Annotated in this window: 22 protein-coding genes; 5 read left to right on the top strand and 17 right to left on the bottom strand. The window is 39.4% G+C overall.

What is annotated here, in order from left to right; genetic code table 11:
* Window positions 1-13: 13 nt before the first annotated feature.
* The 11 genes from PSH50_RS10380 to PSH50_RS10330 form a co-directional block, all read right to left on the bottom strand.
* On the bottom strand, window positions 14-751 hold the full coding sequence (locus PSH50_RS10380) for a DUF1365 domain-containing protein (protein WP_054981923.1): 738 nt from the start codon (window positions 749-751) through the stop codon (window positions 14-16).
* Window positions 744-2,000, bottom strand: a complete 1,257-nt coding sequence (locus PSH50_RS10375; RefSeq protein WP_273609611.1) for an NAD(P)/FAD-dependent oxidoreductase — start codon at window positions 1,998-2,000, stop codon at window positions 744-746. Before PSH50_RS10375 ends, PSH50_RS10380 begins: the two co-directional genes overlap by 8 nt.
* Complete coding sequence (locus PSH50_RS10370) at window positions 1,997-2,707, bottom strand: SDR family NAD(P)-dependent oxidoreductase (RefSeq protein WP_004586411.1); 711 nt, start codon at window positions 2,705-2,707, stop codon at window positions 1,997-1,999. The genes PSH50_RS10375 and PSH50_RS10370 overlap by 4 nt, the downstream gene beginning before the upstream one ends.
* 2 nt (window positions 2,708-2,709) lie before the next feature.
* Window positions 2,710-3,138, bottom strand: coding sequence for a nuclear transport factor 2 family protein (locus PSH50_RS10365; RefSeq protein ID WP_096042973.1), 429 nt, complete (start codon window positions 3,136-3,138; stop codon window positions 2,710-2,712).
* Window position 3,139: 1 nt separating this feature from the next.
* Window positions 3,140-4,531, bottom strand: coding sequence for a deoxyribodipyrimidine photo-lyase (gene phrB / locus PSH50_RS10360; RefSeq protein ID WP_273586343.1), 1,392 nt, complete (start codon window positions 4,529-4,531; stop codon window positions 3,140-3,142).
* Window positions 4,531-5,484, bottom strand: coding sequence for a DUF523 and DUF1722 domain-containing protein (locus tag PSH50_RS10355; protein ID WP_273586342.1), 954 nt, complete (start codon window positions 5,482-5,484; stop codon window positions 4,531-4,533). The genes phrB and PSH50_RS10355 overlap by 1 nt, the downstream gene beginning before the upstream one ends.
* A gap of 8 nt (window positions 5,485-5,492) precedes the next feature.
* On the bottom strand, window positions 5,493-6,173 hold the full coding sequence (locus PSH50_RS10350; protein WP_054981919.1) for a ChrR family anti-sigma-E factor: 681 nt from the start codon (window positions 6,171-6,173) through the stop codon (window positions 5,493-5,495).
* A complete protein-coding gene (locus PSH50_RS10345; protein WP_004586416.1) occupies window positions 6,166-6,789 on the bottom strand; it encodes a sigma-70 family RNA polymerase sigma factor in 624 nt (207 codons plus the stop codon). The genes PSH50_RS10350 and PSH50_RS10345 overlap by 8 nt, the downstream gene beginning before the upstream one ends.
* Before the next feature lie 69 nt (window positions 6,790-6,858).
* A complete protein-coding gene (locus PSH50_RS10340; protein WP_004586417.1) occupies window positions 6,859-7,440 on the bottom strand; it encodes an LON peptidase substrate-binding domain-containing protein in 582 nt (193 codons plus the stop codon).
* Between the two features lie 223 nt (window positions 7,441-7,663).
* Window positions 7,664-7,942 carry a hypothetical protein gene (locus PSH50_RS10335; RefSeq protein WP_055254108.1) on the bottom strand — a complete coding sequence of 93 codons (279 nt, stop codon included), beginning with the start codon at window positions 7,940-7,942 and terminating at the stop codon, window positions 7,664-7,666.
* A gap of 225 nt (window positions 7,943-8,167) precedes the next feature.
* Window positions 8,168-8,527 (bottom strand): hypothetical protein, encoded by a 360-nt coding sequence (locus tag PSH50_RS10330; RefSeq protein WP_273586341.1) that lies wholly within the window; start codon window positions 8,525-8,527, stop codon window positions 8,168-8,170.
* Between the two features lie 167 nt (window positions 8,528-8,694).
* On the opposite strand from PSH50_RS10330, the gene PSH50_RS10325 reads away from it, so the two are divergent.
* Window positions 8,695-9,324, top strand: a complete 630-nt coding sequence (locus PSH50_RS10325) for a hemolysin III family protein (protein WP_121638500.1) — start codon at window positions 8,695-8,697, stop codon at window positions 9,322-9,324.
* A gap of 599 nt (window positions 9,325-9,923) precedes the next feature.
* On the top strand, window positions 9,924-10,823 hold the full coding sequence (locus tag PSH50_RS10320; RefSeq protein ID WP_138577225.1) for an SDR family oxidoreductase: 900 nt from the start codon (window positions 9,924-9,926) through the stop codon (window positions 10,821-10,823).
* A gap of 273 nt (window positions 10,824-11,096) precedes the next feature.
* Here the strand turns inward: PSH50_RS10320 and PSH50_RS10315 are convergent, their stop codons facing one another.
* From PSH50_RS10315 to PSH50_RS10305, 3 genes are all read right to left on the bottom strand, one after another.
* Complete coding sequence (locus PSH50_RS10315; RefSeq protein ID WP_248450234.1) at window positions 11,097-11,648, bottom strand: diguanylate cyclase; 552 nt, start codon at window positions 11,646-11,648, stop codon at window positions 11,097-11,099.
* 555 nt (window positions 11,649-12,203) lie between these two features.
* Entirely contained in the window at window positions 12,204-12,515 is a 312-nt protein-coding gene (locus PSH50_RS10310) for an MGMT family protein (protein WP_248462015.1), read from the bottom strand.
* Window positions 12,505-13,401, bottom strand: a complete 897-nt coding sequence (locus PSH50_RS10305; protein ID WP_248443538.1) for a LysR family transcriptional regulator — start codon at window positions 13,399-13,401, stop codon at window positions 12,505-12,507. Before PSH50_RS10305 ends, PSH50_RS10310 begins: the two co-directional genes overlap by 11 nt.
* A 123-nt stretch (window positions 13,402-13,524) precedes the next feature.
* Between PSH50_RS10305 and PSH50_RS10300 the strand changes: the two genes are divergently transcribed.
* The 3 genes from PSH50_RS10300 (at window position 13,525) to PSH50_RS10290 (ending at window position 18,607) form a co-directional block, all read left to right on the top strand.
* A complete protein-coding gene (locus PSH50_RS10300) occupies window positions 13,525-14,607 on the top strand; it encodes an efflux RND transporter periplasmic adaptor subunit (RefSeq protein WP_024031767.1) in 1,083 nt (360 codons plus the stop codon).
* Window positions 14,608-14,609: 2 nt separating this feature from the next.
* Window positions 14,610-17,690: an efflux RND transporter permease subunit gene (locus tag PSH50_RS10295; RefSeq protein ID WP_055019066.1), complete on the top strand. Its 3,081-nt coding sequence runs from the start codon at window positions 14,610-14,612 to the stop codon at window positions 17,688-17,690.
* Window positions 17,691-18,022: 332 nt separating this feature from the next.
* Complete coding sequence (locus tag PSH50_RS10290) at window positions 18,023-18,607, top strand: hypothetical protein (protein ID WP_029774483.1); 585 nt, start codon at window positions 18,023-18,025, stop codon at window positions 18,605-18,607.
* 9 nt (window positions 18,608-18,616) lie between these two features.
* On the opposite strand, the gene rluF is transcribed toward PSH50_RS10290, so the two are convergent.
* From rluF to PSH50_RS10275, 3 genes are all read right to left on the bottom strand, one after another.
* The gene (rluF, locus tag PSH50_RS10285; RefSeq protein ID WP_029774482.1) at window positions 18,617-19,603 is read right to left on the bottom strand and encodes a 23S rRNA pseudouridine(2604) synthase RluF; all 987 of its coding nucleotides are present in this window, start codon (window positions 19,601-19,603) and stop codon (window positions 18,617-18,619) included.
* A 76-nt stretch (window positions 19,604-19,679) separates the two neighbouring features.
* The gene (locus PSH50_RS10280; RefSeq protein WP_273586433.1) at window positions 19,680-20,759 is read right to left on the bottom strand and encodes a DUF418 domain-containing protein; all 1,080 of its coding nucleotides are present in this window, start codon (window positions 20,757-20,759) and stop codon (window positions 19,680-19,682) included.
* A gap of 34 nt (window positions 20,760-20,793) precedes the next feature.
* Entirely contained in the window at window positions 20,794-22,008 is a 1,215-nt protein-coding gene (locus PSH50_RS10275; RefSeq protein ID WP_029774480.1) for an EAL and HDOD domain-containing protein, read from the bottom strand.
* Window positions 22,009-22,086 lie beyond the last annotated feature (78 nt).

The following is a 22,086-nucleotide window of genomic DNA, read 5'->3' as shown; positions in this document are numbered from 1 at the left end:
TTGTTTAACTATACTAAGGTTTTCCTGAATGACCTAAAAAAGGAACCCTTTTAATAAACAACTTAAGTGCTTGCACATAAATACCTTTGAAAATAGACAAAGTCATCGCAGGAAATTTTTTTAATAATTTATTAACTTCTTGCTTCGTTAACTGACTTCGCTTTAATCGTAAAGACGCGTCGAATAACAACTCATCCCCACGTTTATTTTCTATATGAATTAATGTGTTATCGGCTGTATGTTGTACTTGCCAATGGTAGTCCATATCTAAATTCATAAAGGGTGATACGGAGAAAGCCTTCTTAAAGTTCACTTTTTTTTGTAAGGGCACCAAATAATAATGGCGCTCATTCCACGGCGTATTGCTTACCTCAGCCACCATATATTTAAAGTTATCGGTGCTATTACCGTAAAAGTAAAAATTTACAGGGCTGAAATAAATGCCCATACACCTAAGTTGGCCAAGCATATAAATATGCGAAAACGTCTCTTTAACACCTAGTTTTTCTATTTGGCACTGTGCACGTTCAATAATACTTAATGGCTCTGAGTTTGGCAGTGTGTTTAAATAATCGGCTTGATTAAAACGCAGTGCTTTAAACCCAAAAGTACCTAACATAGGGTGAATGTTATTAAGCAATAACGGATTTTTTAAATCTACCCACATCATATAAAGCGGGTATTTAAACTGATGGTTTTTTACCGCAAAGCGCCTGTGCCTTACATCGCCTAAGTATACAGCGCTATTCAAATTCAACACCTAATTGCTTAGCCACATCTACCCCACTGCGAACACCATCTTCATGAAAACCGTTATACCAATAAGCACCACAAAAATAGCTATTATTTTGGCCATCAACAGTGTGCTTGAGTTTTTGTGCGGCAATGGATGATTCGTTAAAAACAGGGTGATGATAAGTAAACTCACGTAATATATTTGCTTTGTTAATCCCTTCTAAGTGATTAAGGGTTACACAAAATTGTGTATCTGAGTCAATACCTTGCAGTATATTCATTTGGTATGTAACAACCGCTGCTTTGTCGGTATTTTCGTTTAGTAAGTAATTCCAGCTAGCCCAGGCGGCTTTTCTATCTGGCAGTAAACTGGTATCTGTATGCAATATTACCGAGTTTTCGGTATAAGGAATTGCACCTAATACAGCGTGTTCTTGCTCAGTAGCATCACCAAGTAATGCAAGGGCTTGATCTGAGTGACACGCAAATACCACTTTATCAAATTCAGCTTGTTCGCCATTTTCAAGGGTAATAATTACTTTATTATCTATACGTGTAACCGTCTCAATGTCGGTATTTAGTTTTATCCGCTCTGCAAAACCTTTAATAAGCGGCTTAATGTATTGCTTAGACCCACCAGGGATTACATACCACTGCGGCCTGTTTGTAACATCAAGTAAGCCATGGTTGTAAAAAAAGTTTACAAAAAACTCAACCCCTACATTTTGCATCTCTTTGATGCTGGTTGACCAAATTGCCGCCCCCATAGGTAAAATGTAATGGTATTTAAAAAAGTCATTAAAGCCGTGCGTATCTAATAACTGACCCAGTGTTTGATCTTTAGGGTAGTTTTGCTCGCTGTGCATTGCTTTACATAATTTATTAAACTTAACTATATCGCTTAACAAGCGCCAAAACTTAGGCCTAAATATATTTCTTTTTTGAGCGAATAAGCTGGCAAAGGTGTGTCCGTTGTACTCAAAACCACTTGCTTGATTATGAACACTAAAGCTCATTTGTGTTTCTTGTCTGTCTACGCCAATGCGCGCGAGTAGTTTTTCAAAGTACGGGTAAGTGCGGTCATTAAATACTATAAAGCCCGTGTCTATTGCGCGTTTAACCCCAGCATCAGATATCTCTACTGTCGCGGTATGACCACCAATGTAATCGTTTTTTTCAAATACAGTAATATCGTAATGCTTATGCAGTAAATGAGCACAGGTTAAACCCGATACGCCAGAACCTATTATTGCTATTTTTTTCAACGGGCTAATCCTTTTGCTAAACGTAACCAAAGTGGTAACGGTAAAATACGTAATGCTTTTAAAATAAGCGTAAACCGATAAGGAAAATGAACTTCTTTACGGCGTTTATTGATCCCCTTAATCATATAATCGGCGGCCTCTGTTGCAGTAACAGCCATAGGCATTGGGAAATCGTTTTTATCAGTAAGGGGGGTTTTAACAAAACCAGGGTGCACTAACGTAACATCAACATCGTTTAAGTCGATTGCTAAGCTTTTCGCTAAATAGCTTACCCCAGCTTTAGATGCGCCATAAGCCTCAGAGCGTGGCAGAGGTAAATACGTAACGCTTGAGCTAACAAGTACAAGTTGTCCGCCCGCACTAATTTTTGGTAATAGTGCCTCTAGGCAGTAGCCCATGGCCAGCAGGTTTACTGAAATAACTCTCTCAAACAAAGCGCTGTCAAAGTTACGGGCATCATCTACATACTCACAGTTACCAGCGTTAAGAATAACCTTATCAAAAGCACTAAACCCAAGGGTTGCTTGCTTTATGTCTTTAAGGTCTGTGGCATCAAACTGACACGCTTTAATATTGGTGTGTTTTTCAAGCTCAGCTAACTTTTCAAGGTTTCTACCGCAAGCGATTACCGTGTTGCCTTGCTGAGCGTACTTTATTGCAAGCTGCTCGCCAATACCTGAGGTTGCACCTGTAATTAAAATATTCATCGCTACCCTGCTCGTTTATCTATGTAATTTATGACGCCACCCAAAATGGGAATATGCTTGTATAGCATCTCACCGACATTAAAATAGTCGCGGTGGTTAATAATTTTACCTTCTTTAAAAACCAGCTTACTGTGCCCTTCTACCGATATAGTTTTGCCAGAAGCCAGTTTTGGGTGGGCGTAATGCATAGTCCAATACAAAAATGCTTTGTCATCACACTCGTAGGTGTCACTAATATCAAACTGACAATGCTTAACATTACTATATAGATTAGAAAAATATCGGGTAAGCTCGCTTAGCCCGTGTATTTCGTGCATTGGGTCTTTAAATTTAATTTGCTCGCTGTAAATATCATTAAGCAAATGCAGGTTTGATTTATCGAGTTGTTGATATATTTCTACAAATTTTGCTACCGGTAATGCTGTTTCCATATCACCCCTTAAATGCAGCTATTGCACGCTCGCGAGCTGCTTTATGATCTACGATTGCCGGCCAGTAACATTGCTTATCAGCCCCTATTGACGCTAAATATGCATGAGGAAAATGAATATGTTTATCTGGCACTTTTTCAAGCTCTGGTAAATATTTACGTATAAATTTACCATTAGGATCAAAGCGCTCACTTTGAGTGATAGGATTAAATACACGAAAATAAGGCTGCGCGTCACAGCCAGTGCTTGCAGCCCACTGCCAACCGCCATTATTGGAGGCTAAATCGCCATCAATAAGGTGCTGCATAAAAAACTGCTCGCCTTCACGCCAATCAATTAATAAATGTTTGGTCAAAAAGCTGGCAACTACCATTCTTAAACGGTTATGCATCCAGCCGGTTTGAACTAACTGTCTCATCGCTGCATCAACGAGTGGGTAACCTGTTTTCCCCTCGCACCAGGCTTTAAACTCAGCCTCGTTTTTACGCCATTTAACGCCATTGTACTTTTCGTTAAAGTTATCACCACGAGAAAGCTTAGGAAATTGCGCAATTAAATGACGATAAAATTCGCGCCAAATAAGCTCGTTTATCCAAGTAAACGTTTTACTTTTAGATGTTGTTAAAATATCTGGGTAGTGGTTTTGAATATTAACCAGTAACTGCTTAGGGCTTATAATACCCAGAGCTAAATAAGGGCTTAAACCCGATGTGCCTTTAATGCTGGGTATATCACGCTGATCGTCGTAGCTGCTTAATTTGTCGCAAATAAAATTATCAACAATGGTTGCTAAGCTTTCATCATCAACCGGCCATTTTTCTGAGCTGCCATCACTTTTAATTGCCTGTGCGTTGTTATTTATCGGCTGTTTTTTTAAAGGCCACGGTAATAAGCTAAAGTGAGTATCTTGGTGTTGTTTAAGCCACTGTTTTTTAAATGGCGTAAACACTTTGTACATTTCGTTACTTTGGTTTTTAACACTGCCTACAGGCGCTATTACATCTCCCTCATAGAGGGTAAACGTAATATTTTTATCATCACACTTTGCAAGTATTTGCGCATCACGATTTACTTCATTTAACTCATACTCTTTATTAGCAATTACATGTTCTACTTGATGTTTATCGCAAAATGATAAAAGCGCACTTTCACAATCGTCAAAGTAAGGAGCATCAATAATATGCAGCTCTATTGCGTACTGTGCTAGCTGCTCGCGTATATAATTGAGGCGTCTTTTTAGTAAATCTATTTGAATGGGAGCGGCGTTGTGTTGTTGCCATTGCTTTTCGCAGATAAAAAAAATGGCCTGTTTAGCGCCATTATTTAGCGCTTCAATAAGCGCTTCGTTAGAAAAAAGGCGCAAATCGCGCCTAAACCAAAAAAGTGTATTCATTATATGCCGTAACGTAATTTTAGTTCATTAGGGTAAGGATTAAAAAACACCTGCTTTTCTAGGTATTCATTAGGGTGTACTTTCAAATGATGTTTTAACAAAGTAAGCGGTACGTACAAAGGCACTAAACCTTGACGGTATTCATCGATGGCATCGCGTAGCTCTTGCTTTTCAACCTTAGATAAGTCTTTTTTAAAGTAGCCCTGCAAATGCATTAACGTGTTGCAGTTATTCCTGCGTGATGCAGGCTTTTTAAGGCCGTTCATTAACCCAAGAATGTACTCATCTGCTAAAGCGTTAATATCATCACCTTTATAAGTACCAAGTAAATTACCTAAGTCGCGGTAAGCTTGATAATTATGAGCCATCAATAAGTACTTATATTGTGAATGAAACTGGGTAAGCTTATGCACTGTGAGCGGCTCAGATGCTAATAACTGCCACTGTTTGTACGCGTACACGCGCATTACAAAGTTTTCACGTAAATGCATGTCGTTTAAGCGGCCGTTTTCTTCACATGGCAGTAATGGATTGTGCTTCATTATTTGCTTAGCAAAAAAACCAACGCCTTCGGAGGTATTGCCGGTGCCCGCTTCGTTATAAATTTTAATTCTTTCCATACCGCAGCTTGGGCTTTTCGCACAAAAAACAAAACCACTTAAGTTTTTAGCTTGCTCTGTGGCTACTTTTTTACCGTACTCAGTTAGCTTAGGCCCAACATCGCCAGTGCCATCTGGGCGACATACTTTTATTGTATCGCCTACGCGTACTTGGCGTATGGTTGGCCTAGGAATAGGTAACCCTACGGCTATCTCTGGGCAAAAACGCGTGTACTCTACATGTTTTCCAAGTTCATCCATACAAAAGTTAGACTTTTTATGGCCTGTATCAAAACGTACTTTTTCGCCTGCTAAGCAGGCGCTAATACCTATTTTTATTGTGTCTGTTTGCATAAATTCTCTTAATAAATCAAGTTACCTATAGGATTAAGTAACTTACTGAGCCCTTTATTAAAATGTAGCGCACTACTGACTACTGTAAAGCATAAACAGCCATCTTTTGTAAGTGGGGTGTGCTGATGAGAGCCATCTTGCCAAATAAAGTCTCCTGGCACGTAACTGCCCTCTTCATCACTAAATTCACCATCAAGTAGCAATGTTACTTCAAAACCAGTATGAGTATGCTCGGGGATTTCGCCCCCTGCGCCAATATGTAAAAGGCTTGAGCGCAATGGGCCATCATCAATAGCAACGCGAGAGCGAGCAAGCTTACCCACTTGCGTAAAACGCCCATGCGAAATACGTGTTAAGGCGCGTGGTAATTCGTAGTTATGCTCGTTAACTTGTACGGTTACCGGCTCAACTTCGTAAACTTCATCAATGCTAGCATCGGCGGTTATCAAATCTAGCAGGTCGGCGTCAAAATCTGGTGCTTGTAAGTCGTTACTTAAATTTAATGCATCAGGGGCGTGAGGCGTCTCGCTAAATACATCCTTTGCATTAGCGGCTTCAAGTTTTGCCACTTTTGCTTGGCAAACTGGGCACATATCAACGTGTATAGATACCGCAACGCTTAACGATGCAGGTAACTGCGCTGAACAATATTGTGCTAGTAAAGATTCACTAGGGTGATGTTTAATCATGCTGATCTCCCATTTCATTACGTAATTTTTGCAAGGCTAAACGCAATCGTGATTTTACCGTGCCTACAGGAATATTTAATTGTTGAGCAAGTTGCTCTTGCGACATATCTTGGAAATAAACACCTCTGACTACCTCTCGCTGTGCGGTTGGTAGTTTGTCTAGGTAACGTTTAATTTGTTGATCTTCCAAGTGGTCGCTAAATTCAAGTGTTGTATCTTGAGATTCGTTAATAAGTGGCCAAATATCTTCGCTTATATTTTCTTCTTTATTACTTTTCATTTTACGAAGCATATCAAATGAGGCATTACGCATTACGGTATATACCCAAGTCGTCGCAGCCCCTTTATCGCTGTGATACAAATGCGCTTTACGCCACACTGAGGTTAGTGTTTCTTGTACAAGCTCCATTGCTTGTGCCTCAGAGCCAAATTGCTTAATTCCAAAGCGTTTAATTTTTGGCGAAAAGTATTCAAATAAGTAAGCAAACGCTCTTTTGTCTCGCGAAGTAGCTACATCAAGCAGAGCTTGCATAAGCTCTGCACTTGGCGTTTCTGGCATGGCAGTATATTTACCTGTATTAGGTTCACAACGTGGTGAGGGTTGTTGACTTACCATAATAATTAATCCCGTGTATGCTTTTGTACATATTTATACGCCAAGCAATTAAACGCAGATCACATTATTTTAGGCAAATTCATTGTTAATCACAGTATGGAGGAAGTTTAGTAAGTTAGCAAAGTTACTTTCGAACGCAAGTTGCTGTTTTTTATCGATAGATATAGGTAATAGTTCAAGCCAGCGCGCAGCTACCCAGGCTAAATTATCAAACTTGGTTTGCCTATATAAACTAGAAAGCTCTTTATTGTTTAAAAATATGTCCTGCAAAGAATCAGACAAACGTTGATTATCAGCCGAAATTTCACTGTGGGAGTCATTGTACCAATACGGCGTATTGCAATCGCTTAATAAGCCATGGCGTAATTCACTTTCATCTTGGTAAACGTCATTTATTTGCACGCTTTTAGCAGCGTACACATCAATAAGTAGCATATTGCTAGGGTCTTGATCAAAGTCGATAATATCGACCAAACAGCCCTGAGCGCTAATATTAAATGGCGTGTCGTGCTGGTAGGTGCATAGTACAAAACCGACATTATTTTGTAGTGCGGTTTTTACCATGTTTAAATACCTAGGCTCAAATATACGCAAACGCGTATAGCCTTCTGGTAACACAAATATTGGTAATGGGAAAATCGCACGTTTCATAAAGTCTACTTCTTTAAATTACACTGCCTTTATTTACGTGCGCTTTTACTAAGTCGATCAGCTTACTCAAATCGAATTATTTAGCTATTAATTAAAAGTTGATCCAACTTCCCATACTTTTTATTACTTGAACCATATAGTAAACACTAATCATGCTTACAACAGGCGCCAACATAAGTGCAAATAATCCTAATTCGTTACTCATCGTCTTATCCTTTTACACTTATTTAGCTTTAACTTGCGTAGTTACCGGCATTGAAGACTGCGTGGTAACGTCAGCTTGTTCTTGCGCTTGATTTACAAATTGCTCAAGTACTGCCTGGGCATCAAAACTAAGGCTCTGCGAAATTGATTGCTCAAGCTCTGCCGTTGCTTGATTAATATAGCTTGTTACGTTTTGCGTTATAATATCAGTTACATCTAGGTCCACTTCACTCGCATGTACTTGCGAAGAACCTAATACTAATAAACTTGCCATAGCGATTTTAATTGAATGTTTCATAATGGTATTCCTTGTTGTGTATATTGTTTAGACGCAATAACATAATCAAGGGTTGTGCCAACAGAAAAATAAAAATTAAATCATTGATATATAAAGACTATATTAAAAACCATACAGCAACGCAGCATTCAGGCTTGGTTAATTTAACTAACCTTTTTAATTTTTTGACTAACTATTAGTAAATATTTTTAGTTCACTATTTGCAGTTTAAAACAACGACTACCATTACTTTTTATTTTGTGTATCGGATTTAACTTTTTTACCTAACCGATAAGCATCAACCATACTTAGTAACCAAATGACCACCATTAAAGGAAGATATTTATATTCCCCTAGCTGTGCACATTCACCTGATGGATTACGGGCGGCTTGTAAAATGCCTGAAGCCGTCATCGGAATTTTACCTGCTAAAATTTCATTTGCGCTACATTGCGCTATAGCCAAAATATCACCTAATGTCATAAACAAAAGTAGCGTGAATACACCTGCAAAAATACAGCCTATTAAATGCTTTTTAAGCGAAAAGTGCCCTGCCCCAGGATACACAATGGCAGTAAGTAAAACGGCTTTGAGCTCTTTTTTCATGATAAACGTGCCTTAATTAATTGAGACTATACGACCACACTATACCCGATTAATTCCCTTTAAAATCAATAAAAGTACGGTGACTAATTTACAGTAACAATGCTGACATTGAAACATTGAGCGTACACCTGTACACTCAAGTTTAATTAATAAGTGGTAGGACTAGTATGACTATAGAGGCACCCTATTCTCGCAAAGAAGAAAAACTCAATGTATTAAGCCATGCACTGGGAATATTTTTTGCTGTGTTTGTAATGTGGGATTTATTTAAACAAGCCACCAGCGTAAAAGCTTATATTAGCACCGCTGTATATGGGGCTAGTTTATTTGTATTGTTTTTATCATCCACACTTTATCACGCCAGTGTACAGCCAAAATTACGCGCTTTTTATAAAAAGTGCGATCACTGCGCTATTTACGTATTAATAGCGGGTACGTACACCCCATTTTTGTTGCTATCTCTTAATGGATTGTGGTCTTGGGGGACACTGAGTTTTATTTGGGCAGTCGCGCTTGGTGGCGTTGCTTATAAAGTGCTGGTTAAAAATGGTAATAAAAAAGTCTCGCTGGCTACCTACTTACTTATGGGCTGGTTTGCCCTTGCGATTGTATACCCACTTTATTTAAATATTGATGTAAAAGCACTGTACTGGTTACTGGCCGGTGGCATTTTTTATAGTTTAGGAACATTATTTTATAGCGCTAAAAGCACTCAATTTAGCCACGCAATTTGGCACCTCTTTGTAATAGCTGGGTGTGTGTGCCACTACATTTCAATTACTAATTACGTGTATTAATACATGTAATTAGTAATTTACTGCCACGCACATAAACCTCAATAATTTGGCTACCCTTTTACGTAAAAGCGCGTTGTAGCTTAGGCGTTATCACCTAAGCCTTAATTAAAAACGCTGTTATTTACGGCTTTGACTATAAGCCTATCACTTTACCTTACTCGCCTAGTTAACTAGCTCGATAAACAGCGTGTAACATTTTCGGTACTCTTATCCATTTTTTACCCATTGTCTTCACTTAATCCTTTCCTAGTTTGAAAATAAATGCATTAAAATAAGTGACATAGCTTCATATTTTGAATGTAGCGCTATGGCATATCTATTGCTCCTTCAATATAAATGGTCAGTAAAACCTTGGCCAAGCAAATACGTTAAAGGAGATACAAAGTGGGCGCATTTCAAGCTGACTCTACAATTGAGGCAAGTGCTACATTAGTAAGTTGCTACTTATACTCAATATTTTACAACCACACTCACTTTTACGTCTATTCCCGCCAAGCAAAGAGGTAGGTAACTCGCATTGCTGCGTTATATGCCATTAGGCTCTTTGTGATTACATGCAGTTAATCCAACTTAAACTTTACGTTAAAGGAGACGTTGATATGCCAACTAACCAATTTACTATGCAAGACCCTAGAAGCCAATATCAAATGGGTCGGACCGAAAAAGACAGTGATCAACCAGACCCTGGCCTAGATGAAATTTTAAAACCTAAAGCAGATCACGGCGAAGATACCTATGTAGGTAGCGACAGATTAAAGGGTCGCAAGGCGTTGATCACCGGGGGCGACTCGGGCATTGGCAGAGCGGTTGCCATTGCATTTGCCAGAGAAGGTGCCGATGTAGTTATTAATTACTTAGCCAGCGAAGAAGCTGATGCGAAAGAAACACTCGATATATTAAAAGCCAGCGGTAACAAAGCATGGGGAATTGCAGGCGATATCTCTGATGAGAGTTTTTGTAACGACCTTGTGGCGCAAAGCGTTGAAAACTTAGGCTCAATCGACATATTAGTGAATAATGCGGGTAAGCAACAGTTTGTTGCCGAGTTAGACGATTTATCTACCGAGCAATTTTGCCAAACATATGCAACAAATGTATTTGCTATGTTTTGGATAACAAAAGCGGCGGTAAAACATATGCCACCGGGCGCTAGTATTATTAATACAACCTCTATCCAATGTTATCAACCCTCTGCTGGGCTTCTTGATTACGCATCGACTAAAGGCGCAATAACAAGCTTTACTAAAAGTTTAGCAAAAATGGTGATTGATAAAGGCATTCGGGTTAATGGGGTTGCTCCTGGGCCAATTTGGACCCCGCTTCAACAAAGTGGTGGCCAACCGGCTAAAAAATTGCCTGAATTTGGTGATAACGTACCATTAGGTAGACCAGGTCAGCCTGCTGAACTAGCACCCACCTATGTCTACTTAGCATCGCAAGAGTCAAGTTACATTACCGCTGAAATAATGGGCGTGACAGGTGGGCAGCATCTACCTTAATCATGCTGGTTCACTTATATTAGTTAATCTTAGCTTATTGATTTTATAAAATAATAGCGGCGTATATACGCCGCTATTTTTACCTTGCCTTTTTTCAATTATACCTAAATAAGCCCCACTAAGTATTGGTGAGGCTCTGGTTAACAATACCTTAGACAGCATCTTAGCTTGGTACTAAAAACCTGTGTTCATACAGCACTATTTAGCTCAGTGTGAGCAAGAGTGCGCCGAGTTAGACACGCATAAATTAACTGCATAAATAACCCAAGCAGATTAAGTGTTATCTTTTTTAGCACGTATACCGCGAATGAACTCTTCTAAATAAGGCGTAAATTCTAGCGCAAGTGCTATAAATAGCACCGTTGCCAAGTAAGTTATTGGTAAAGGAGAGTCTTTTAATTGAAGCGTAAAGTCAGGAGGAAAGCCGCCTGGAGTAAATAAAGCGGTAAATTGCTCCCAATGGCGCGCAATAATTAATACCAAAGCTAACAGGGGTATCATTTCTAAAAAACTATGTATATGCTGCTCTACCGGCCCTACCCTTCGCTTACTTACCGCATAAGTTACATCCCACATTGCTGTAAGCTCATGCAGAAAAAACAACACAATACAAAGGGCAATAATCAAACTATTAACTTCAAAAATTAAAACGAGGATTAACGGAATGCCCACTTCGGCAAACATTAATAAATGAATAAATGACTCTTTAGCACCGCTGGTTGTAGAAATATTACTACGTCGATGACAAAACCAATCAGCAATGCCAGCAGCAAGCCAAACAGGGATCACAAAATACATTAAAATCAATAAAGTTGGGTCAGTCATAGTTTGTTAGTCCTTAATATTTGGTTTTAATAACCCTCATGCTTAAAACTAAACATTTACACTTCATCAGCTTCTTCATTCATCACTAGCGATGTGAAAAAAACTTACTTTCAAATAATTTATCATTCACTTTTAAGATGGCTTGAGGATTACTTACGTTTTTACACTTTTACCTTTTTGCAAATGAGATACCATTTTAAACGCGCCCTTGAGCCAACATTTGGTATGCTCAATATCTATTTACAACAAATAAGTAGTTCAAGTGTTATGCCAAATCTCGACGCTAAATTGATTTAATGCCATTTTAGCTATAGGTAGGTGTGGAGGTGTTTTTACTTTGCCGTATATATTTTTATTGTGTAAAAAATAGAAAATATATCGCTTTTCATTGTAAGTTTTTCATTCACAAAGCTAGATAAGGAGATTGTGTTAAAAGTAAAACTACAAACTGAAAAACCCTATTTTTTGTAGATTTACGATAGCTAAAAACAAAAAAGTAAGCCGCACACTTGTAATAAATTAGCCTTTAAAAGCTCTTTTACGACAATACGTTCACTACTGCCATCTACACTCGCGCATATTTACTTTGTCGTTTTTAAAGCTAACCCCTTCTAATAATAGCTTTTGGCGCTGCTCTTGGTATTTATCACTGCCTGCAGGGAATGATATTTTACCTTGGCTGTTTACTACTCTGTGCCACGGTATAACAGAATCATCTGGCATTTGCTTTAAAAGGCGCCCTACTAAGCGTGAATTTTGCGGATAACCGGCAAGCGTTGCTACTTGCCCGTAACTTGCTACAAAACCTACAGGTATATTTGCAATAATGGTGTAAATGAGGGTTTCTTTATCAATATTATCGGTCATTAACGTACGCCTCACTGAGTACTTTAAATTGCTCCCAAATAGAGCGCGCAACAGGGCCATGGTGTATTGCATCACGCCTAAATGCACGTACTTCTATACCAAACTCATCTTCTCTGTCGTTTATCTGTATTTGCTGCAACAGCCCAGCTTCTATTTCAGGGGCGCAATAGTCTATGTTCATCATTGCCCAGCCGGCACCAGCAAGCAAAAACGACTTTAAATTGGTTACATCGTCAATCTTCATTAAGGCAGAGCCTTTTGAGTAAGAAAGCTTGTCGCTGTCTATGCTTAAGTCACTTTCAAACATGGCCAAACACGGGTAATTTTGTAGCTCGTTAAAGGTCATGTACTTAGGAAACGCATTAGTAGATGCAATAATTCCAATGTTTAATTTACCAATTGGTAGGCTTTCTAAGTGCCCTGTTGCATGAAATAAGTCAAACCAGGGGCCTATGCCTAACTCCACTTGCCCACTATTTACTTGCTCTAAAGAGACAAAACGTTTGCCACTGGTTAAATTAAACTCTGTACGCTTAAATAGTCTAAAAGTATTACTTATGATCTCGTTATAATTGTCTTTTTGACAAATTTGCTCGTAGCAAATTCGATATTGTGGCTCGTTACCCAGTGCAAGCTCTTTAGCAAGCTGTGCTAGCTCATCATTTGCATGCAATAATTGTTGTGCTTCGCGATGAAAAACACGCCCTTTTTCAGTTAACTGTAATCGGTACTTGCTTCTATCGAGTAGTTCAAAGCCAATTTTTGCCTCTAAGTTTTTAATTGCTAAGGTAAGTGCAGGTTGAGTTTTATGTAATTTAAGCGCCGCGCCACTTAAACTTGCACTTTGTACAATGGCATCTAAAATTTGTAATTGATTCAGCTTCATACTGCGCTCAACATGATCATAAATAAAACTTATTATGTTTCTAAAATTTAATGAATTTTATTTTATATGGTTGCGGCGTATCCTGCACTTAATTATTTTGCCCATCATTGCCACGGAGAAGACATGAAACTCTTTCGTCTATGTATACTTACTACGACTTTACTTACCTTAATGGCCTGCTCAGAGCCAGAAAAGCAAGTAAAAGAAGAGCCCATTAGGCCTGTAAAGTTATTCAATATAGGACATGATTCGCAAACAAATGTGCGCAGCTTTCCTGCTGAGGTGGTTGCTAACCAAGGCTCGTACTTAGCATTTAGAGTCAATGGTGAACTGGTAGAGTTTCCGGTATTAGCAGGTGAAGAAGTTGAAAAAGGACAACTTTTAGCAAAGCTTGACCCAGAAGACTTTCAGTTACAGTACGATGATAGAAAAGCCCGTTATGAGCTTGCTAAATCACAACTTAGCCGCATTGAACAATTACTTGAAAAAAGAATCGCGAGTCAATCAGAGTACGATGAAGCATTGGCCAATATGCAAGTGGCAGAGTCTGCCTTTAAAATTGCCGAAACCAACCTAGAATACAGCGAACTGCGCGCCCCATTTGCAGGGACTGTAGCCAAAGTATTTGTTAAAAACTTTGAAAACATTCAAGCCAAGCAAAACATTTTACGCCTAGAAACCCGCGATTTAATGGATGTAGAAATCCAAGTTCCTGAAAAAATAATAGCGCGCATTAAAAAAGGCAGCGACTACCACCCTACCGTTGTGTTTGACGGTTATGATAATAAAGAGTACACCCTTGATTTAAAAGAGTGGGATACGCAGGCCGATCCTACTACGCTCACCTACAAAGTTGTTTTTTCGCTGCCAGTACCTAAAGACTTTAACCTACTTGCAGGGATGACGGGCCGTGTATTTATCGATTTATCAAAAGTAACCAGCTCGCAAGTTGCTTACACTATTTTACCGGTAGAGTCGGTTTTTTCTGAAGCTAAAGAAAGCGTGTCAGATAACGCCTATGTGTGGATATATAACCCAGAAACCGGTGTTGTTAATAAACAAGCCGTTAAAGTAGGCCAAGTACACCGCGACGGCATAGAAGTGTTAAGCGGTATTAAAGAGGGCCAAATTGTCGTCTCCGCTGGCGTACACTCATTAGATGAGGGCATGAAAGTACGTCCATGGAATAAAGAGCGAGGCTTATAATTATGAGCTTTGCGCAACTCTCCATAGAGAAAAAAGTAATTAGCTGGATGTTTGCACTACTGCTGTTAATTGGCGGAAGTGTGTCGTACTTTGATTTAGGCCAACTAGAAGACCCAGAGTTTACGCTTAAAACCGCCATGGTTATTACTATGTATCCGGGTGCATCGCCACAACAAGTAGAGGAAGAAGTCACCTTTCCTATCGAAAATGCAATTCAGCAACTCCCCTACGTAGATTATGTGACCTCTATTTCATCAAATGGTAAGTCGCAAATATCGGTAGAAATGAAAAGCACCTACCGAAAAGAGCAGCTGCGCCAAATTTGGGATGAAATGCGCCGTAAAATTAACGATTTAGCACCTTCACTCCCGAGTGGCGTTTACCCAAGCACCATTTTAGATGACTTTGGTGATGTATACGGCGTTATGTATGCGGTTACCGGCGATGGCTACTCTTATGATGAACTTAAAGATTACACCGATTACTTAAAGCGCGAACTCGTACTGGTTAAAGGTGTGAGTAAAGTTACCATTGCTGGTGAGCAACAGCCTCAAGTAATGGTTGAAGTGTCTACCCGTAAATTAGCACAACTGGGTATTGCCCCAAGCCATATTTTTGGTTTACTGCAATCGCAAAATACAGTCTCTAACGCAGGTAAAATTAGAGTGGGCGATGAGTCTATACGCTTTCACCCAACCGGCGAATTTAAAGATGTTAAAGAGCTCGAAACCCTGCTTATATCTAAACCCGGTGCTAGCGAGCTTATTTACTTAGGTGATGTAGCCAAAGTATTTAGAGAATACGCAGAAGTACCCAGCAATGTTATTCGCTACAACTCAGAACAAGCGCTTTTAATTGGCGTCTCGTTTATGAATAGCGTGAACGTAGTAGATGTAGGTAAACGTATTGACGAGCACTTAGCAGAGCTTGAATACCAGCGCCCACATGGCATACATGTAGAATCGGTGTATAACCAACCTAAAGAAGTAGAAAAATCGGTAGATGGCTTTATTGTCAGCCTAGTAGAGGCGATTGCCATTGTAATCGTGGTACTGCTTATATTTATGGGGTTAAAAAGTGGTATTTTAATTGGCGGTATTTTATTACTCACCGTTTTAGGCACCTTTATATTTATGAAGTTGTTCGCCATAGACTTGCAACGTATTTCTCTGGGTGCGCTTATTATTGCCCTTGGTATGCTGGTAGATAACGCCATAGTAGTAACCGAAGGCATATTAATAAATTTAAAGCGTGGCCAAACCAAGTTAAAAGCTGCAGTTAATATTGTAGAGCAAACTAAATGGCCGCTACTAGGCGCTACAGTTATTGGTATTACTGCGTTTGCCCCTATTGGCTTAAGCTCTGATGCGACCGGTGAATTTGCGGGTAGCTTATTTTGGGTATTGTTTATATCGCTTTTACTAAGCTGGATCACCGCCATTACGCTTACGCCATTTTTTGCAAATTTAATGTTTAAACAAGATGAGTTTAAAAAAGCTAAAAATGCTGAGGGCGAAGAGGAAGATGACGACCCATATCAAGGCTTTATTTTTACCGGCTATAAAGCACTTTTAGATGTGTCTATGCATTATCGTAAAACCACGCTTGTGCTTATGGTCGTGCTCCTTTGCTCGGCTGTGGTTGGTTTTGGTGCGGTTAAACAATCGTTTTTCCCCGCCTCTAACACGCCTATGTTTTATGTAGATTACTGGCAGCAACAAGGCTCCGACATAAGAGCAACGCTAGAGGGAATTAAAAAGCTTGAAAACTACCTTCAAAAAGAAGAGCTAGTTGAAGAAATAACCAGTACTACAGGCCAAGGTGCTCCACGCTTTATGCTTACTTATGCACCGCAAAAGTCGTACTCGTCATACGGGCAGCTCATTATTAGAGTAAAAAACCGCGAGGCGGTGGCTGTAGTAATGCAAAAAGTGCGTGAATACTCGCAAAATACACCGCTTTCAGCTGAACTTAAAATTAAGCCCATGGAAATTGGCCCCTCAACCGATGCTAAAATTGAAGCACGCTTTACAGGCCCCGATCCGGTAATACTTAGACGATTAGCCGCCCAGGCTGAAGAAGTTATCGCACAAGACGACGGCGCTTATAATATTCGTGATGACTGGCGTGCGCGTACTAAAATGATTCGTCCACAATTTAACGAACAAAAAGCGCGCCGCTTAGGTATTAGTAAGTCAGACCTTGATGATGTACTGCTTACTAGCCTTTCGGGCAAGCAAGTGGGTGTATACCGCGATGGTACGCAACTACTGCCAATTATTGCTCGCTCACCGGCAAATGAGCGCCTAAATGTAGAAAGCGTTCACGATTTACAAATATACAGCCCAGTACTGGGTGTATTTGTGCCAGTAACACAAGTGGTTGACGAATTTGTGGTTGAATGGGAAGACAGCCTAATTATGCGCCGCGACCGAAAGCGCACAATAACGGTAATGGCCGATCACAACGTATTAGGCGATGAAACTGCCGCTAAGTTATTTGCACGCGTGCGCGGACCCGTAGAAGCAATAGAGCTACCGCGTGGCTATAAATTAGAATGGGGCGGCGAGTATGAGTCGTCATCGGATGCACAAGCCGCTATATTTGGTTCATTACCGCTGGGTTATTTAGCGATGTTTGCGGTAACCGTACTGCTGTTCAATTCACTTAAACAGCCTTTAGTTATTTGGGCTACAGTGCCACTTGCCATTATTGGTGTGAGTGCGGGCATGTTAATAATGAATGCGCCATTTAGCTTTATGGCACTACTTGGATTACTAAGTTTAAGCGGGATGCTGATTAAAAACGGCATAGTGTTGGTCGATCAAATAAATCTTGAGCTTCGCGATGGTAAATCGCCTTATCAAGCTGTGTTTGAATCTGGCGTTAGCCGTGTACGCCCTGTAGCCATGGCGGCTATTACCACCATTTTAGGTATGATCCCGTTGTTGTTTGACGTGTTCTTCCAATCAATGGCGGTAACTATTATGTTTGGTTTAGGTTTTGCAACCATACTCACGCTTATCGTAGTACCTGTGCTTTATACTGTTGTATTTAGAATAGACTACGAGCCTAGAAAGTAATTTAAAAGCCTTAAAGCACGTTTAAAACGCAGCTTACCTCACAGTAGCTGCGTTTTTTATTATTTAAACCGAGGTTAAAGATGGACTTAATAAACTAGGTTGTATTTGTTTTCTCTTTGGCTAATTTCGCTTTATAACCGACGAAAATGGCAATGTAGATTTAAACAACTACCGTTTCACGGGCGGTATTGCACTGGTAATAACAGGCATGTTTGACGGTACTTACGATTTAATTAAACGACTACGCTCTAAAACAGTGTATCTACATTAGCCGTTTATTTAGGGCTTTTTTTACTTTATATTGGCGTTGTGTTTTATAAATAACCCCTCAAATGACAGCAAAACAACTTTTTAGAATAATAATTACCGCTAGTTTACTATTCCCACCCCTATTTTTTATTGCTTGGGATGAAAATCTCGATCCCCCCTTTATTGCCAATACCGCTTATGATTTTTTAACACATAAGCTGCTTCCTGTTTTGTCAGTAATAATTAGCATTGCAGGGGGGATGTACGGATACAAAAAGTACAACGCATGCATAACGTTTAAATCAAATTTTAAAGACTACTTAGAGGATGATGGGAAGCTTAGGGGCTGGCTGGGTATTTTGTTTATACCTGTTTTAGTTTATTTATGGCTGTGGGCTAGTTTTTGTATTTCAGTAAAGTTATGGACGTATTATTATAGCGACAATAGCTGGCAGCAAGAGTACCAGCTACTGGCTGTAGAGGCGTGTCCGAGTGATTACGAATACAGCTGCGCAAAACTGGTTGTGCTTGATTTACAAACTTACAGAAAGCGCTCTTTTAGGTGGTATTTAGATAAACCAGCATTAAAGCGGCTAAAAAATGAGAAAATAAACATCGTGGGCGTTAAAAGCCCACTCGGTAACGTTGTACATCAAATACAATGGTAAGTGCGCACGCTATTTTTTTAAACTTAATGTGCCAGATGAACGCGCTTTACCGTTTGCTGGCTTTTTGTTGTTTGCGCTTTTGCTATCGCCTTGCGTATTTTTGCTAGCGCCCCCTTTACCTACATAGGTGGTTGAGCGCTTTTGAAAAGGGGTATTACTTCTTTGAGTGCGAGTGCCTCGCTCATTATTAAAGGCGCGTGGGTTTTCACCCTGAAAATCACGCTTTTTAGGCTCGCCTTTGTTATTGGCATTTTGCTTATTGGTATCAACCGAGTGCTCTTGCGTTTTACCCGAATCAGCAATGGAGTCATTAATTTGTGCCATTTCTACGTCGGTTAAATGTCGCCACTGGCCTACTTTTAAGCCCTTTAACGTTACATTCATAATGCGGGTACGTTTAAGGGTCACAACTTCATAGCCTAGGTATTCACACATACGGCGAATTTGGCGGTTTAAACCCTGCGTAAGCACTATTTTGAATTCTTGCGGAGCTGTTTGTGTCACTTTACATTTTTTTGTAACGGTATCTAAAATAGGAATACCGTTGGCCATTTTGCTCACAAATTGGCGATTGAGTGGTTTATCAACTGTCACCACGTATTCTTTTTCGTGATTATTACCCGCTCGCAAAATTTTATTAACGATATCGCCTTCGTTAGTTAAAAAAATCAATCCTTCTGAAGGTCTATCTAAACGGCCGATAGGAAATATACGGGTGGGATAATTAACGGCTTTGACAATATTACTTTGAATTTTACTCTCGGTGGTACAAGTAATACCCACTGGCTTATTATACGCAATGTACACGCGTTTTGGTTTTTCGCGCAGCGGTTTTCCATCTACTAAAACAGTATCGGTATCAGCCACTTTTACGCCCATTTCAGGCGTATTACCATTAACCGTTACACGACCTTGCTCAATATATTTATCGGCTTCACGGCGTGAACAAAAACCTGTTTCACTAATAAATTTATTTAAACGTTTTAATTCGGTCATGGCACTTAATGGTCCTAATTTTAAAGGCGACTAGTGTAAACCACACGCCATTATTTTTCGCCCCTAATTTAAACCTTTACGCATTAATTTTTGCAATTTTTGCTTGAGTTAACCTGCGCCAAACATATTCCAGTGGCCCTTGCTCATAATAGCGACAATATAAAGCAGTAAACAATAGCTGCACGCTAACTAGGCCAGTCGCGATTATCCAATAGTCTATTCGGTTAAAACTTAATACCCACTGCGGATACAACACTTTATAAAGCAACAGCTGCATAAGTGTTTGGCATATATATAAGGTAAAAGCTAAGCGCCCAGCTTGCTGAATAAGCTGGCCCACATGAGCACGGTTATTACAAAATTTAACGATGAGATGAATATAAAATACAGCCATGAACAATGCGGCAAAGGTATTTATAAACTCTTGTATAGCGAACCCCGCTCCCCCTGTGAACTTTGACGCATAAAGCCTCATGCCTGAAAAAATAAAGGCACCAGCTATACAAACAATAAGGTGCGGCTTAGTTAAACCTTTACTAAAAACCTCATTTTTATATAAATATATGCCAATCAGCATTAGCCCTACGCACAGCCACATGATCATGATAGGAACAGCTACCAGCATTAATACATTCATACCTAGATTACTCAAAAAGTAATCGACGTAATGCGGGCTATATAAATCGATATACTGTGCTGAATCACGATAAACGACCTCATCTGGCGCACTAAAGAGCACCAACCCCGTGGTTACACAACCAATTAAAAGAAACTCCCCTGCCCTTTTTATAAGCAGTTGGTTATTACTTTGCAAATATTTTAGAACAAACCAGCCAGATACACCGTACAAAAATAAAATGTCGCCAGCCCAAAGTAAAAAACCATGTACCAAACCAAAAATGATAAGCCAATGCAATCGCGCTTTTAAAGGCGCTGTTGATTTAACTTTTTGCCATTGAATATAAAGCCCTGCCCCAAACAATAAGCTAAACAGCGTTCTAAATCGGCCATCAACAAAAAAAGTACTCACAGCATGGATAAGGGTGTCGCTAACAGGCGGGGTAGATAAAGGAATATAGCTATAATCCATTAAGCCAAACGCATAGCCATTCATATACACTAAGCAAAGCACGGCAATGCCGCGAATAAAGTCCATATTATAATTTCGCATAATGAGCGGTTACTGTCCTTTAACTATTATTTTTATAATTATCTGCCCAATCTACGGCTTGATTATATAACCCTGGCAGCACATCACTTTTAACATTAAGTAATATAACGGCTTTTTCTAATGTCCACCAGCTACCTGTTTCGTACGCTTGTACTACATTTAAAATATAATATAGGGTGTTTTTTTCGTTTAATAATGCCGCTTTAATATCATCAGGAAAAGGTAATTTTTCGACTAATAAACTCATAGGTTGATCGAGTATGGCATCTAGTAACGAAAACAAGCCGGTTAAAAACGCCTCACCCGCCAACGATTTAGACACCTGCTTTGCTATTAGCTCACAAAAGCGTGCTCTAACTACACACACTTGCATTAGTTCTGCAGGCTTTTTACCCGCGGTGTGCGCGGTAACAATTAAACTAACAAACTTTTTTAAACGCTCATGCCCTAAATACACTAACGCCTGCTTAATAGATGATATTTTACTCTGAATAGGAAAAACACCGCTGTTAATTAGCCGCATAAGCTTATAAGCCAAGGCCGCATCGGCTTCAAATAACGCACTAATTTGCTTTATATCTGGGCTTGGTTTCATTACTTGCGCGTAAATAGCCACAACTAACGCATAGTTATAATCAATGTCTTGCTGTTCGTGCATTGTGGGCTTGGCAAAAAAGTAGCCTTGAAAGTAATCAAACCCCATTTTATGTGCTTGGTGATAATCGGCTTGGGTTTCTATTTTTTCTGCTAATATTTTTATTTTTTTATGCTGTTTTAGTTTTTCTACAATCTCAGCAATATCTGATAAAGGCGTTTGCGCAATATCAAACTTTACTAGCTTAATAAACTTTAAAAATCGCTCCCATTGCTCGTTATAAACAAAGTCATCTAATGCGAGTTTATAGTTTTTATGAAAAAGCTCTCTGCAAAGCTGATAGTTATCGTCGGTGGGTTCAATGGTTTCTAATAGCTCAATGACCACATCTTTGCAGGGTAAAAAGTCACATAAATTGTGCTTTAAAGAGTCTGGGCCTATATTTATCAGTGCCGTTTTACCTGAGGTGATGTGGCGTGTGCCTAAATTAAGCTGGTTTTCCATTATTAGGCGAGCAGTTGCTTGACCTTCTTCTATATCGGGAAAAAAGTTTTCAGCACTATTACGAAATAAAAGCTCGTAAGCAACTACATTTTGCTTACGATTGAATATTGCTTGCCTTGCAACAAATACAGACACATTACCTACTTCTTATTTATATACTCAAACTAAGTAATTAATAGCGTAAATAGGTATAAATGTCACTTCTACTGCGTT

Source organism: Pseudoalteromonas sp. Angola-7 (assembly GCF_028599255.1).
GTDB lineage: Bacteria > Pseudomonadota > Gammaproteobacteria > Enterobacterales > Alteromonadaceae > Pseudoalteromonas > Pseudoalteromonas atlantica.
Note: the sequence above shows the minus strand (reverse complement) of the source record. Positions and strands in the feature narration are given on the sequence as shown.

Bases quoted from the DNA above. Each gene is read 5' to 3' on its own strand.
- PSH50_RS10370 (WP_004586411.1), bottom strand. From the start codon at position 2,707: ATGAATATTTTAATTACAGGTGCAACCTCAGGTATTGGCGAGCAGCTT.
- PSH50_RS10365 (WP_096042973.1), bottom strand. From the start codon at position 3,138: ATGGAAACAGCATTACCGGTAGCAAAATTTGTAGAAATATATCAACAA.
- phrB (WP_273586343.1), bottom strand. From the start codon at position 4,531: ATGAATACACTTTTTTGGTTTAGGCGCGATTTGCGCCTTTTTTCTAAC.
- PSH50_RS10355 (WP_273586342.1), bottom strand. From the start codon at position 5,484: ATGCAAACAGACACAATAAAAATAGGTATTAGCGCCTGCTTAGCAGGC.
- PSH50_RS10350 (WP_054981919.1), bottom strand. From the start codon at position 6,173: ATGATTAAACATCACCCTAGTGAATCTTTACTAGCACAATATTGTTCA.
- PSH50_RS10345 (WP_004586416.1), bottom strand. From the start codon at position 6,789: ATGGTAAGTCAACAACCCTCACCACGTTGTGAACCTAATACAGGTAAA.
- PSH50_RS10340 (WP_004586417.1), bottom strand. From the start codon at position 7,440: ATGAAACGTGCGATTTTCCCATTACCAATATTTGTGTTACCAGAAGGC.
- PSH50_RS10335 (WP_055254108.1), bottom strand. From the start codon at position 7,942: ATGAAACATTCAATTAAAATCGCTATGGCAAGTTTATTAGTATTAGGT.
- PSH50_RS10330 (WP_273586341.1), bottom strand. From the start codon at position 8,527: ATGAAAAAAGAGCTCAAAGCCGTTTTACTTACTGCCATTGTGTATCCT.
- PSH50_RS10325 (WP_121638500.1), top strand. From the start codon at position 8,695: ATGACTATAGAGGCACCCTATTCTCGCAAAGAAGAAAAACTCAATGTA.
- PSH50_RS10320 (WP_138577225.1), top strand. From the start codon at position 9,924: ATGCCAACTAACCAATTTACTATGCAAGACCCTAGAAGCCAATATCAA.
- PSH50_RS10315 (WP_248450234.1), bottom strand. From the start codon at position 11,648: ATGACTGACCCAACTTTATTGATTTTAATGTATTTTGTGATCCCTGTT.
- PSH50_RS10310 (WP_248462015.1), bottom strand. From the start codon at position 12,515: ATGACCGATAATATTGATAAAGAAACCCTCATTTACACCATTATTGCA.
- PSH50_RS10305 (WP_248443538.1), bottom strand. From the start codon at position 13,401: ATGAAGCTGAATCAATTACAAATTTTAGATGCCATTGTACAAAGTGCA.
- PSH50_RS10300 (WP_024031767.1), top strand. From the start codon at position 13,525: ATGAAACTCTTTCGTCTATGTATACTTACTACGACTTTACTTACCTTA.
- PSH50_RS10295 (WP_055019066.1), top strand. From the start codon at position 14,610: ATGAGCTTTGCGCAACTCTCCATAGAGAAAAAAGTAATTAGCTGGATG.
- PSH50_RS10290 (WP_029774483.1), top strand. From the start codon at position 18,023: ATGACAGCAAAACAACTTTTTAGAATAATAATTACCGCTAGTTTACTA.
- rluF (WP_029774482.1), bottom strand. From the start codon at position 19,603: ATGACCGAATTAAAACGTTTAAATAAATTTATTAGTGAAACAGGTTTT.
- PSH50_RS10280 (WP_273586433.1), bottom strand. From the start codon at position 20,759: ATGGACTTTATTCGCGGCATTGCCGTGCTTTGCTTAGTGTATATGAAT.